At 44.1% G+C, this 12,727-nt stretch carries 12 protein-coding genes; 6 read left to right on the plus strand and 6 right to left on the minus strand.

The features are described 5' to 3' along the window. Positions 1-45 precede the first annotated feature (45 nt). Positions 46-498, minus strand: a complete 453-nt coding sequence (locus BUC22_RS08375; protein ID WP_013379044.1) for a hypothetical protein — start codon at positions 496-498, stop codon at positions 46-48. Between the two features lie 102 nt (positions 499-600). Next, positions 601-2,037: a hypothetical protein gene (locus tag BUC22_RS08380; RefSeq protein ID WP_013379045.1), complete on the minus strand. Its 1,437-nt coding sequence runs from the start codon at positions 2,035-2,037 to the stop codon at positions 601-603. Positions 2,038-2,296: 259 nt separating this feature from the next. Between BUC22_RS08380 and BUC22_RS08385 the strand changes: the two genes are divergently transcribed. The 3 genes from BUC22_RS08385 to BUC22_RS08395 are packed head-to-tail and all read left to right on the plus strand — an operon-like array spanning position 2,297 to position 6,378. After that, positions 2,297-3,634: a uroporphyrinogen decarboxylase/cobalamine-independent methonine synthase family protein gene (locus tag BUC22_RS08385; protein WP_013379047.1), complete on the plus strand. Its 1,338-nt coding sequence runs from the start codon at positions 2,297-2,299 to the stop codon at positions 3,632-3,634. A gap of 22 nt (positions 3,635-3,656) precedes the next feature. Next, on the plus strand, positions 3,657-5,033 hold the full coding sequence (locus tag BUC22_RS08390) for an SLC13 family permease (RefSeq protein ID WP_073382686.1): 1,377 nt from the start codon (positions 3,657-3,659) through the stop codon (positions 5,031-5,033). A gap of 19 nt (positions 5,034-5,052) precedes the next feature. Then, entirely contained in the window at positions 5,053-6,378 is a 1,326-nt protein-coding gene (locus BUC22_RS08395) for a uroporphyrinogen decarboxylase family protein (protein WP_013379049.1), read from the plus strand. A 40-nt stretch (positions 6,379-6,418) separates the two neighbouring features. Here BUC22_RS08395 and BUC22_RS08400 read toward each other — a convergent pair whose 3' ends face one another. The 4 genes from BUC22_RS08400 to BUC22_RS08415 all read right to left on the minus strand — a co-directional run bounded on the left by BUC22_RS08400 (position 6,419) and on the right by BUC22_RS08415 (position 8,980). Then, a complete protein-coding gene (locus tag BUC22_RS08400; protein WP_013379050.1) occupies positions 6,419-6,895 on the minus strand; it encodes a hypothetical protein in 477 nt (158 codons plus the stop codon). Positions 6,896-6,996: 101 nt separating this feature from the next. Then, positions 6,997-7,530 (minus strand): hypothetical protein, encoded by a 534-nt coding sequence (locus BUC22_RS08405; RefSeq protein WP_013379051.1) that lies wholly within the window; start codon positions 7,528-7,530, stop codon positions 6,997-6,999. Between the two features lie 184 nt (positions 7,531-7,714). After that, entirely contained in the window at positions 7,715-8,314 is a 600-nt protein-coding gene (locus tag BUC22_RS08410) for a MarR family winged helix-turn-helix transcriptional regulator (protein WP_013379052.1), read from the minus strand. A 72-nt stretch (positions 8,315-8,386) separates the two neighbouring features. Next, a complete protein-coding gene (locus tag BUC22_RS08415; protein WP_013379053.1) occupies positions 8,387-8,980 on the minus strand; it encodes an HdeD family acid-resistance protein in 594 nt (197 codons plus the stop codon). A gap of 313 nt (positions 8,981-9,293) precedes the next feature. On the opposite strand from BUC22_RS08415, the gene aroB reads away from it, so the two are divergent. The 3 genes from aroB to aroC are packed head-to-tail and all read left to right on the plus strand — an operon-like array spanning position 9,294 to position 12,725. Next, positions 9,294-10,361 carry a 3-dehydroquinate synthase gene (gene aroB, locus BUC22_RS08420; RefSeq protein ID WP_013379054.1) on the plus strand — a complete coding sequence of 356 codons (1,068 nt, stop codon included), beginning with the start codon at positions 9,294-9,296 and terminating at the stop codon, positions 10,359-10,361. A gap of 11 nt (positions 10,362-10,372) precedes the next feature. After that, positions 10,373-11,674 carry a 3-phosphoshikimate 1-carboxyvinyltransferase gene (aroA, locus tag BUC22_RS08425; RefSeq protein WP_070081130.1) on the plus strand — a complete coding sequence of 434 codons (1,302 nt, stop codon included), beginning with the start codon at positions 10,373-10,375 and terminating at the stop codon, positions 11,672-11,674. Continuing rightward, entirely contained in the window at positions 11,652-12,725 is a 1,074-nt protein-coding gene (gene aroC / locus BUC22_RS08430) for a chorismate synthase (RefSeq protein ID WP_013379056.1), read from the plus strand. The genes aroA and aroC overlap by 23 nt, the downstream gene beginning before the upstream one ends. Positions 12,726-12,727: the final 2 nt, after the last annotated feature.

Below are 12,727 nucleotides of genomic sequence, written 5' to 3' on the forward strand. Positions count from 1 at the left end.
GCGCCGTACAATGGGGCGCCATGCTTTTTTAATACGTTGGCCGGTTTACTGGCAATAACGTCCGCCGCCGCGTCCGTTCCCGCCATGATGGCCGCTGCTGTCACGGGGGCCGTTACCGCTGCCATTCTGACAGCCTGTGCCGACAGGATTGCCAGTGACATCACAGATTCCATCGCCGTCGCTGTCACCGTAGGCATGATGGCCTGCTGTAGATAGTACAGATGTATCCGGCATTCCAGCGCTTTCAGCAGGAACCTGGGTCGTCTCCGCTGCCGGAGCAGCAGTACAATTGCCAATGCCAGAGCAGTTGCCAGAACCTATTGGATTGCCTGTTACATCACAAAGGCCGTCGCCATCTGTATCACATACAGCTGCGGTGTGCAGTGTGCCATACTCCTGCATAAAACGTCCGCCGTTTCCGGCTGCCAGCGCTGTAGTGCCTGTGAGCAGCACCGCCCCAACCACAAAGCCAGCGATTACTTTTTTGTTCATTTTCATTTGGAACACTCCTTATTTTTTTCTTGTCTTTATTATAGAATGTGATTATGGCAAAATTGTGACAAAAATAAAATAAATTTGTTATTGTATTTCCGCGGATTTTTATTCCTTTGAAAGCTCGAAAACAGCTTTTAATTTATTGATAATCCAATCCTTGTTTTTTTGAATTGAGGGGATGTTTGTCCAGAATTCATCGTAGTATTGGAACAATATAAACACAGCGGTAGAATCCTCTGAGATAAGGGCGTGGAAACGACCTGAAAGTGCTTCATATTTATAGCCGAGGGCATAGCGGTTATCTTTAATCAGAAATATGGGGCTGGCTCCTTCTGTTTTGGGTAATTCCTGAAGAAGAGCAATTTCAAATTCAGAAGATTTGCCAACAAGATGCATAAGATCGCTAATTTGTTTAAGAAAAATTTTGAGTAAGTCCTGAGCCTCTGGTTCGGGGCTTTTTTGTATGATTTTTACAAAATTTTCAATATCTTTTATACAGTAAATATGCCTGACCGGCCCTTGCTTTAATGCAGTTTCCCAGAGGTGGAGGGTATCCTGAGCATTAAACGTATACCTCAAAAGACTTTTAACATCGGTATTAAATGGAAATGGCAGGGGAGAAATATAGTATAAACAGCCCTCGATACAGACCTTGCTTTTTAAAAAGTTAATGATGTCTTCATAGTGATCAAGGTGGTATTGTGTGTAAATGGGGATGCTTTTCGATTTAAGATCATTATAGAATTGTTGATAATAACGGATCGTTCGAATATCTGAATGATATTCGGCATAACGCTGTATGGTAAACCTCTCATTGAACTGGCAAATTAATGCAGCCTTATCTTTTATAATGAGCATGTCTGATAAAAAATTAGGGACTAACTGCAAGGGAATATAACAGGTGTCAACCTTATGGTTTAAGTTTAAGCTGATATCCCGCAAGAAAAGATTTTTTAAAGCCGTATACTTTGCATTAAAAGTATGAATAATTTGAAGGTGATGCCGATTGATGACTTCGTATAATAATTTTTTTCTTTTCTTTAAAAAGCTGGAATCCTCCTGCCGCCATGAGTTTTCTTCGCAGTCAAAAATCAGAAACTCCTGATTTGGGGGTAGATTTTTCAGGGTTTCCAGCATTCTTAAGACAGCTTTTTCACGGCCGCTATCGTAGTGGTAAACAGAAATTTGGGTGGTATAGCTGTTAGAGTCCAGAGTGATCTTTGAATCGTCAAGCTGGTCTGGAACTTCTGTAAGCCAGTTTTTTAAGAGATGTGGAAGGACATTTTCTTCAGCTTTATCGATCTGTTCATAATCGTCCGATAAAAGTGTTTTTATAATATGGAAATTATTCTTCCGGTCAAGACTAAGATAGTACTGGCATATTAAGTCTGCATAAGCTGATTTGGGGTTAATAAGACGTTTGTGATTGCGCCATTTACTGACAAGAGAATCGTTAACATGAAGGACCTCCGCGAGATCTTTTATACGCGTACGGAAGCATTCCATCAATAAAAACAAATGCGAAGGCGGATAGTTATTCATATAAAGACCATACCACTTCGGAGGTTAATTATAAGTGGCCTTTCAGATTAATTATTTGCTTTTTATTATATCTGCTGTCAATTTTTTTGTCAAATTCCTCGATTGACAAGTGTGTGTAAACCATTGCTTTTGCCCTCTGGGCCAAGTATAATTCAGAAAAAGAATGAAATTTCATAGAAAACCCGGGATAAAAAGATTGTAATGCACGGCATATCGTAATTAATTGTTTTATTCATAAAATCAAAAGGAGTGGTAAAAAATGATGATAAATTCCAAAACAGAACTTTTTAAAAGTATTTATGAGGGGCGCATTCCAGAAAGGGTCCCAATTTCTGCCAAACTGCCCTTTGAGGCCTGCATTGATTACGCGGGCTTGTCAACGGTAAAAGCACAATGGACATTCGAAGGGGCAGAGGATGCTTATGATATTCTCTGCAGAAAGATTCATACGGACGCCATGCCCGTTGGCGGGGAGGAAAAGAATCCAGCTGTTTTTAAAATATTGGATTCACAGGGATACCAGGTGACGTCCTCTGGAAGTATTCAGCATTCGGATTGTGTCACGCTGTTTTCAGAAGAATATGATCGCTTTATTGAAAATCCAATGGATTTTTTTATGGAAAAGGTTTTGCCGCGCATGTTTAAAGGGCTCGACTGTGATGCGGCTCAGCGTTCATTTATTTTGGCGAAGGCTTCGACTGCCTTTAATGAGAGAGCCGTACAGGTTGGACAGCTGACTCAGAAACTGGGAAAGAAGTATGGCTTTTTCACACCGCCTGCAGGTTCTTCAGCAGTGGTTCGGGCCCCTTTTGATTTACTCGGTGATTTTTTAAGAGGTTTTAAAGGCATCTCATCAGATTTAAGGAGGATACCTGAAAAAATCGGAATGGCATGTGACGCACTGCTGCCATTTCAGATTTTCAGGGGGCTGCCGCAAAATGTATCGGTTCTGGGGTCTACCTTCATTCCATTGCATTTTGCAGGGTATATCCGTCCAAAAGATTTTGAGAATATTTATTGGCCATCTCTTAAGAAGTTTATTGAATATTTGTACTGTCATGGGCAGGTTTGCCAGTTGTTCTGCGAGAATGACTGGATGCGTTATTTGGATTATCTTTATGAGCTGCCTCCAGGAACGCGGTTTATATTTGAATATGGGGATGCGCAGAAAATTAAAGATACATTGGGGAAAAAACATATTATCAGCGGTTTATATCCCCTGACATATCTGAAAACCGCAACAAAGCAGAAGTGCATTGATAAAGCCAAGGAGTATATTGATATTCTGGCTCCAGGGGGAAACTACATATTCAGTTTCGATAAAAATCCTTTGAGCCTGAACAGTATTAACCTTGAAAACTATATTGCCGTAATTGACTATGTAGCCGAAAACACATGGTATACAAATGCAGGAGAGCTTGCCATTGACAGGAAAAGATATGGAACTGTAGCCTGCCCGGAAATTCCTGAGTTAAAAACCAAATATCTGGAAAATGATTTTTCCGAAAGGGACACCACCGACATAGATGAGGTGATGAGCCGGCAGTTGAGAAAATATGATACAGTCCTGATGAATATGCTCTTAAGGAGCTTGTAATCTCAAAAATAAGGAGAATATAATGAAAAGTAAATTACAGGTAAATGCAAAAGTGGTCAAATGGGCTATCATTATTTTGATACCTGTTATTATCCTGTTAATACCAGTTAACGATGTTTTCACATGGCAGATAAGGCTTTTTAGTGCGGCAACATTTTGTACAATTTTGATGTTTGCTTTTGAAGTACTTCCAAATTTGATTCCGGCCATGATACTTCCAGTATTTTATATTCTGGCCAATTTAGCGCCGGCTAATGTGGTTTTTTCACCGTGGTTTGGTACTATTCCCTGGATGTTTATCGGTGGATTTCTGTTTGCGAATATTTTGATTCGTATTGGGCTGTTAAAGCGTGTTGCTTACTGGATCATTGAAAAAACCGGTAAATCCTATTACGGTTTGCTGATTGGTATTATGCTTTCCGGTTTAGCAATAAACTTATTGGCGCCAGGTAAAGCGATTTTACCCCTTGCAGGTTTAACGTTTGGTATTTGTAAAGCTCTTAACCTAGGGAAATCAAAAGAATCAGCCGGTATTATGATGGCAGGCTTTTTCTCAGCCTATATTCCATTACAGTTTATTTACAATCCATCTTTCGCGGTTATTCCGAATATGGCGGCTTCTATTACCAATCCATCCATTTCCTTCCTAGATTATTTTGTTCACAATATTCCATTTGTCCTCTGGATTCCGATTGTTGTGTTTACGATTGGACGGTTTTGTAAGCCAAAGGATACGGTTTACCAGATGGAGTTTGTATCTGAAGAGCTGAAAGCAATGGGGAAAATGACCAGAGATGAAAAGAAGGGCGTTGTTATCAGTCTCTGCTTACTGGTTTATATGCTGACCTCAGGCTTACATAATCTGGACATTTCGTGGGGATTTTTACTGGCGGGCTGTATTATGTATCTTCCAGGATTTAACGTAGGCACTAAAGAAGATATTCAAAAAATTGATTTTTCCATGATTTTCTTTACAGCCACCTGTCTGAGTATTGGTGCGGTTGCTAACGCCATGGGATTTGGCAAGATCATCGCGGATTTGGTTTTACCGATGATATCTGGTACTAACATTTTTGTCATGATAGCAGTTATCTGGATTATCTGTGTTATTTCTAATTTTGCACTAACACCAATGGCCATATATGCCACTTTTACCCTTGCCTTTACTCAAATTGGTATGACGCTTGGGATTAACCCGTTTGCGGTGTTTTATACCATTCAGGCGGCAGGTGCGGAAGTCATTTTCCCCTATGAATGGGCGCTTCCACTCTTCTACGTGTCCTTTGGCTTAATTGCCACAAAAGATTTCATGAAAATATGCGGCATTAAAATGGCAATGTCAATGGTGTTTATGATGGTGGTCGTTGTACCATACTGGCTGTTAATCGGCCTGGTTTAAAAGATAAGAGAGGTAAAAAATGAAAACAGATGCAATCCAAAAAAATTTTACGGATGTTTATGATGGTGTTATTCCAAAACGCGTTCCGATAGGCGCGGTTTTGCCTTTGGAATTTTGTATTCAATACGGTGGTCTGGATCTTGGAAAAACGCAGTGGACACTTGATGGTGTTTATGAAGCCACAGACAGGCTTTGCGGTGAACTGCCATTAGAGTCTGCTCCGTTGGGAACGCCACGCTACCCTGCTTATCTTACGCTTTTGGGCGCTAAAACTTATGTTATGGGTGACAGTGGCTTTATGCAGCATCCCGAGGTGATGGGCATGGAACCAGAGGATTATGATGATTTTATAAAAAGTCCGAGGGATTTTATTATTGAAACTATTTTTCCAAAGCTTTTTACAAACTGGGAAAAGGACAGTGTAAGCAGGGCTCTCTCCTTTGCCGGGGCATTGCTGGCTCATAATGATTACCAGAACAAACATGCTGCAATTGTAAAAAAACTGAGAGAAAAATATACTTTTTATACACCGCCGATTGGCTCGCTTGGGGGTGTTACAGCGCCTTTTGATTATCTTGCTGATTTTTTACGCGGCTTTACAGGAATCACAAAAGATATTAAACGCTGTCCCGAAAAGATCGCTGAAGCCTGTGATGCAGTACTGCCGTTTCTGTTTGAAAAAGGCCTTCCGGCCAATCCACATAAATACGGTCAAACCTTTATGCCGCTTCACATGGCGACATATCTGAGGAACAAAGAATTTGATAAGTTTTACTGGCCATCCTTTCACAGACTTGTTGAAGCGCTTCATGATGCTGGACAGCCCTGCTATATCTTTTGCGAAGCAGACTGGACACGTTATCTGGATTATCTCTGGGAATTGCCTGAGGGAACACGTTTTTGCTTTGAATACGGCGATCCGCATACAATTAAGGATAAACTCGGAAAAAAACATATACTCTCAGGCCTGTATCCGGTTACTTATCTCAAAACGGCAACAAAACAGGAATGTGTTGATAAAGCAAAGGAACTCATTGATATTATGGCTCCGGGGGGGAATTACATCTTTAACTTTGACAAGAATCCTTTTGTTATGTCGGATGTTAATTTGGACAATTATAAAGCAGTATTAGAGTATGTTGCTCAAAACTCAAATTATGCGAATGCCGGAGAAAGATCAAGACCTGCAGAGACGCATAGTGAAACAAGGAGAGTGCTTGCCTTGGCTGAGACAAAATACCGGAATATCGGTTGCTCGGTACCGGAAGGACTGGAAAATGTGATAGCTCCGATTTTGACGAAATATCAAGATAATATATGGGCATTTATGACTAAACTGTTATGATTTAAAAGGCCTGTGATCAAAATGAATCACAGGCCTTTTATTACTGAACAGTTAACCGCGCCTTTGTAACAGCAGTGTTCAGGGGTCTTAGGTCGTCGAGACTGGTGGTCGTATAACGGAGCTCGGCATTGTAAACGCCAGATTCGGGAATAAAAGCAGCTGTAGGACTTTGTATACCGGTGCCGGGTTTGAAGTTTTCTGAGGACCATATGGTTTGTCCGGTATCGGAGAGTATTAGATCCAGCTTGAAATAGCAGGGATTACCCTCAGGATTTTCAAAAACTGCGGGAATGACGCCTGTGTCGCTGATGAGGGTGAGTTCAGGATAGCCCGGGATGGCGATGTTAGAGGGGGCGGGCTTTTGGGATGTAGGTGTCAGGGCGACTACGGTCTGTTCCATTTCTACAGGCTGTGCCTTTTGGCTTAAAAGGTAAAAGATGACACCTCCTGCGAGGAGTATGACCAGCATGAGCAGGATGGGCCAGATATGGGTCATGTTTGTTTTCTTGTTTTCCATTGTGAGGATTCCTTTTGAGTTTAAAAATGTATGCTGCAGTGAGCCGTGAAATTTTCAGACTTTTATTTTTAATGCTGATTAGAGTGACAGGATGGGCGCTGTTAAGGTGTTACTGTGGGAAAGTTGATGGCACAGGTAAAGTTCAGATTTCCAGCATAGATTCCAGAGTTTACTGTATCTTGAGGTGTTACCTGAACCAATCCGCTTTGGGTGTCGCCATCCTGACCAATAGTACCTGAGAATTCGGCAAAAATATCATGTGTTGCAATTTCTATATCATTTGGTTCAGCACTTTTAAAAAGCCTGTAAGAAATTTTGCTGTCTGAGCTTTTAAGTATAAATTCGTCATTTATACCGTCGCCATTAACGCGGACCTGCAGCTTTACATCACTTGGCAGGGCAACATTTCTGGCAGTAATAGAAAAGGGAGCCTGGGAATCCCTGTTTCTCTGCATTGTCCCCATCTCAATCTCGGCAGGTATTTCTACGGTATACCTTGACGCAATGCTTCCGAAGATTTCAGAGGAGCCCTCCTGAGTGTTCTCATCAAGATCTTTCGCTAATGCCGGCACTCCGGCGGAAGTCAGCAGCACGAGTCCTAAACTCATGGTAACCAATAATTTTTTAATACGCATATTCTTTCTCCTTTTTCTGTGTTTTCGAACCAGCAGCGGCTGATTCTTTTTTTTGATTACAGTATAAATGATGGGGAACCACAAAAGTGCCACAAATGAAATAAAATTAAGAAAAAATGATGTGAATTCTTAAAAACAAAAAAAGACCGGCGCAAATCTGCACCGATCCCAACAAAACATGGTTTTATTTTTCGTCGATATCCTCAAGAGGTTCCCTGAGCTTGTTGACTGCTTTTTTAAGCTCCAGGTGGATGTGGTCTAAGAAGTCAGATACAGCCTTTTCGTCATCCGGGCTCAAAGTTTTCAGATAGGTATCAAGGCCTTTAAAAAGCAGCTTTTCATCATGATTCATCCGGTCGTAAAGTATTTGCCCTTCACCACTCAGATTAAAGATGACCTCGCGAAGGGCGCGTTCTTTGGTGATCAGCCCTTTTTCCATAAGTTTGCCGGTGCTTTTGGAGACTGCGCTTTTAGAGACGCCCAGTGCTGTGGCGATGGCGGTCAGATTAAGGCCGGGCGTGCCGCCGATGACACGGAGCGCGCTGGTTTCGGAAATATAAAGGGGGATCTCCCCACCGTAGAAACGAGGAAGATCTTCGATGAGCTGGTACTGGGCTGTGATTTCAGCCAGAGCCTGCTTCAGATCTTTCCTGGACTTGGAATCAGCAGCAGGCTTAACCTTATGCGAATTCCCTGTTTTCAGAATTTCTTTTTTCTTGCCGTTCTTTTTCTTTGAATTCTTCTTTTTAGCCGGTTTCTTACTCTTTTTTTCCTTTTTCATCATAACACCTCTCTTACTTAAACGATGATAAAGACCGGAACCAATGGGACATTCGTTCCGGGGTTTTATAACCGTTTATTTTTTCAGCAGGCTGTTGGTTTTGGATAACCGGTATGCGAGCATGCAGAATGAAACGCCCAGGCTCACAAAGGCAATACCAGTCCAGATGGTGATGGTCAGTGCTGTGAATACTGGGTGCAGCAGGAGGACGATGGACAGGATGACAACCAGAATACCCAATGCCAGGTTCCAGCCCCAGCCGCTGTCGCCTAGGGATTTTGTGGTAAAGGCATAGCCGATGGTATTAAAGCCGCCGAACATTACCGCAAAGGCAACGTAAAATGCCAGCACATCAGCGGAAAGATTCAGGTTTGCCACCAGAATAATCCCAAGCACCAGCATGAGAATACCGGATACCAGATTCCAGCCCCAGGCCGGAATGGCCTTACGGTTAAAGATGGTGACAAAAATAGAGGCAAGACCTGAGATTAAAAAGGTTAAGGCAAAGAATACCGTCAGTGCCGCATACCCCTGCATGGGAGTGAAAAACAGCCAGATGCCCACGCCGATGGCAAGAATACCGAGAATTAAAAACATCCACCAGTGTTTGATGGTTTTTTCCAGATCCTCTTCCAGAGTTTCGATTGGTCCTTTAGGTTCTTCATACATAGTAAAGACTCCTTTCTATGGTAAATTACTTGTTATCATTGTTTTATTTTATATACCCGCGGTAAATGGTAAATAACATTATAGTCAACCTGGTTGCTTATATGTTTATCATACCGGATTATGCCGTAAAATGCAACGAAGTTTTCTTAATTTGAAGCTTTCTTGATAATTGTAATAAAAATTTCAGGCAATAAACAGAAGTTTGAAATGCTTTACGGTAAGGTTCTCCACGCACTTTAGTAAAAGTATGATATAATAATTATTCAAATCAGCGAAATTGCATACAGTATTTTATAGATAAAGGAGCGAAATCATGAAGGAATTAACCTGTACGACTGAAAACAAGCATCAGTACAAAATTATGATCGGCAATGGCCTGAAGGAGCATCTGTTTGAGATGGATGAAATTTTTGGCGGCTACCGTAGCATTGTCATTATCAGCGATAAAAATGTCGCCAAGCTGTATCTGAGCAATGTGAAAAAGCAGATCAAAAGCCTGGGTGTGTCTGTATATACCATTGTGATTCCGGCAGGAGAGGAATCTAAAAGTCTGGCTCAGGTGGAGGACATTTACTATCAGCTCATGGATATGGGCATAACGCGTTCCGATGCCATCGTAGCCCTGGGCGGCGGCGTGGTCGGAGACCTGGCAGGCTTCTGCGCGGCTACCTTTATGCGCGGCATTGATTTCGTCCAGATTCCAACTTCCCTGCTGGCCCAGGTGGACAGCAGTGTGGGCGGAAAGGTAGGGGTAGACCTGGGCTTTGGCAAGAACCTGGTGGGCGCGTTCCATCAGCCCAAAGCAGTAATCATTGATCCGCAGTTTCTGGATACGCTTGAGGACCATTACCTGACGGACGGTATGGGCGAGGTGATCAAATACGGCTGCATCAGCTCTGCGAAGCTTTTTGTCCGACTTATGGGTTTTGAGTACCAGGAGGACCTGCTGGAGGATATGGAAGAAATTATTGCCAAGTGTGTCCAAATCAAACGCAATGTGGTCGAAAGTGATGAAAAGGAAAAAGGCCTGCGCCGTGTTCTCAATTTCGGCCATACCATCGGCCATGTCATTGAATCCTACTTTGAGTTCAAGGAATATTCACACGGTGAGGCGGTAGCCATCGGCATGTACCAGATCACTAAAATGAGCGTGCGGGAGGGGATTACCACGCCAGAGACCCTTGGAAACCTTCAGCTGATTCTGGAAACCTACGGTCTTCCCTACGAAATGCCGGAAATGGATATGAACCGTGTTAAGGAAATTTTGTATTCGGATAAAAAATTTGAGAATGACGTTTTAAATATGTGCATCATCACTAAAATTGGCAAGGCAGAGATCGTAAAAATCCATAAGGATCAGGCCATTCAGTTATTTCAGTAGAAAGGGACAGCATGAAAAAAGTCGAAATTACACCTAAAAAGCTGGGCGGTACGATCTGTATTCCTCCGTCCAAAAGCGTCAGCCACCGGGCGGTTATGTGCGCGGCTCTGTCACAGGGGACCAGCGTGATCACCAACATTCTTTTGTCCGATGATATCACCGCGACCTGTAAGGCTATGGAAATCCTGGGAGCAGAGATCAAATATGAAGAGAATGAGGAGAAGCGCTTTACCCTGACGATCACCGGTGTGAGCCATCCGGACACAGAGGGCAAGACCATTGACTGTATTGAGTCTGGCTCCACTCTGCGTTTTATCATTCCGCTGCTGGCATTAAAAGCCAGAAATTCCAGGGTTATTGGCCGCGGACGACTGGTGGAGCGGCCTATGCAGCCTTATTACGATATTTTTGAGGAACAGGACATTACCTATCAGAAAGAGACCGAAGGCCAGGAACTGCCTCTATGCTTTACGGGCACTTTAAAGCCGGGCGCTTACCGCCTGAACGGCAGCATTTCTTCGCAGTTTATTACAGGCCTGCTGTTTGCGCTGCCGCTGCTTGACGGAGACTCGGTCATCGAAATCACTACGCCGCTGGAATCCAGGCCTTATATTGACATTACACTAGATGTTATGGAAAAGTTCGGTATTGCCGTGGTCAATGAGGATTACCACTTGTTCCGCATTGCTGGCAACCAGCGGTATATGGCCCGGGATTACCGGGTAGAGGGTGATTTTTCCCAGGGCGCTTTCTGGCTGGTAGGCGGTATCCTGGGCAAAAAAACGGATTGTGAGGATTTGCAGTCCGCTTCATCCCAGGGCGATAAGGCCATTATTGAGATCATTCAGGCTATGGGGGGGAATGTAGCCCAGACTGAAAAAGGCTATGTGACCAAACCGGGGAGCACTCACGGTGCTGTGGTGAATGTTTCACAATGTCCGGATCTGGTACCGGTGCTCACTGTGCTGGCAGCCCTGAGCCAGGGGACGACAGAGATCGTCGGCGCGGCCCGCCTGCGTTTTAAGGAGTCGGACCGGCTGGCTGCCATGAATGAAGTGCTGACCACTCTGGGGGCAAAACTTACGGAACATCCTGAGGGGATGACTATTGAAGGCGTTGAACATTTTACAGGGGGTGTGGTGGACAGTCACAACGACCACCGTATTGCAATGGCGGCCGCCATTGCCAGCTTCGCCTGTGAGGATAAGCTCACGATAACAGGCGCCGAGAGTGTACGAAAATCTTATCCGGATTTCTGGGAAGATTTTAAGAAAATGGGAGGTGTTATCCATGAGTTCGATCTGGGGGAATAAGATCAAAGTTTCAGTATTTGGGGAATCCCACGGAACTGCCATTGGAGCAACCATTGATGGTCTTCCTTCTGGCGTGAAAGTGGACCTGGAGAAAGTTGCAGCGGAAATGAAACGCCGAGCCGCCGCAAGCAGCCGCCTGGCTACCCCGCGTAAGGAGGCGGATGAGGTGGAAATTGTCAGTGGCTTTTTTGAAGGAAAAACCACAGGCACTCCGCTTACCGGGATTATCCGAAACGGCAATACCCGTTCAAAGGACTATGCCCGGACAAAGGATCTCATGCGCCCGGGGCACGCCGATTACAGCGGTTGGATGCGCTACGGCGGTTTTCAGGATTACAGGGGAGGCGGCCATTTTTCAGGACGTCTTACGGCGCCCATCGTTTTTGCCGGTGCTGTCGCCAGGGAGGCGCTTTCTCAGATCGCTCCCGGGGTTAAAATCGGCAGCCGGATTTTATCCATCGGCAGCGTTCAGGATAAAAGAGATCTGAAGCCTGAGGAATACGCGTCGCTCTGTTATGAAAACCCGCTGTTTCCACTGTATACAAAGACACTGGAGGAGACGATGAAGGATGAAATCCTTGAGGCCATTAAGGATCAGGACTCTGTGGGCGGTGTGATCGAGGGCTACATAACAGGTATGCCGGCCGGAGTGGGTGACCCGCTGTTTGATTCCGTTGAAAGCCGGTTGTCCGCACTGCTGTTTTCGGTGCCTGCGGTAAAAGGTGTTGAATTTGGACTGGGCTTTGATATCACCAGTCTTCGTGGCTCTGCGGCCAATGATCCTTTTTATATGGATGGTGAAAGAGTTAAGACAACAACAAACAACAACGGCGGAATTAACGGCGGAATTACAAACGGCATGCCCATCGTGTATCGGGCAGCCTTTAAGCCTACGGCTTCCATCGCAAAACCCCAGAAGACCATTGACATGGCCGCTAAAAAGGACGCTGAAATTGAGATACAGGGCAGGCATGACCCCTGCATTGTCCTGAGGGCCTGTCCGGTAGTGGAGGCGGTCACAGCGCTTTGTATGCTGGATTTTTTAGTATAGAG

The organism is Eubacterium callanderi (assembly GCF_900142645.1).
GTDB lineage: Bacteria > Bacillota > Clostridia > Eubacteriales > Eubacteriaceae > Eubacterium > Eubacterium callanderi.

Coding starts and splice junctions, on each gene's coding strand:
- BUC22_RS08375 (WP_013379044.1), bottom strand. CDS start 498: ATGAAAATGAACAAAAAAGTAATCGCTGGCTTTGTGGTTGGGGCGGTG.
- BUC22_RS08380 (WP_013379045.1), bottom strand. CDS start 2,037: ATGAATAACTATCCGCCTTCGCATTTGTTTTTATTGATGGAATGCTTC.
- BUC22_RS08385 (WP_013379047.1), top strand. CDS start 2,297: ATGATGATAAATTCCAAAACAGAACTTTTTAAAAGTATTTATGAGGGG.
- BUC22_RS08390 (WP_073382686.1), top strand. CDS start 3,657: ATGAAAAGTAAATTACAGGTAAATGCAAAAGTGGTCAAATGGGCTATC.
- BUC22_RS08395 (WP_013379049.1), top strand. CDS start 5,053: ATGAAAACAGATGCAATCCAAAAAAATTTTACGGATGTTTATGATGGT.
- BUC22_RS08400 (WP_013379050.1), bottom strand. CDS start 6,895: ATGGAAAACAAGAAAACAAACATGACCCATATCTGGCCCATCCTGCTC.
- BUC22_RS08405 (WP_013379051.1), bottom strand. CDS start 7,530: ATGCGTATTAAAAAATTATTGGTTACCATGAGTTTAGGACTCGTGCTG.
- BUC22_RS08410 (WP_013379052.1), bottom strand. CDS start 8,314: ATGATGAAAAAGGAAAAAAAGAGTAAGAAACCGGCTAAAAAGAAGAAT.
- BUC22_RS08415 (WP_013379053.1), bottom strand. CDS start 8,980: ATGTATGAAGAACCTAAAGGACCAATCGAAACTCTGGAAGAGGATCTG.
- aroB (WP_013379054.1), top strand. CDS start 9,294: ATGAAGGAATTAACCTGTACGACTGAAAACAAGCATCAGTACAAAATT.
- aroA (WP_070081130.1), top strand. CDS start 10,373: ATGAAAAAAGTCGAAATTACACCTAAAAAGCTGGGCGGTACGATCTGT.
- aroC (WP_013379056.1), top strand. CDS start 11,652: ATGAGTTCGATCTGGGGGAATAAGATCAAAGTTTCAGTATTTGGGGAA.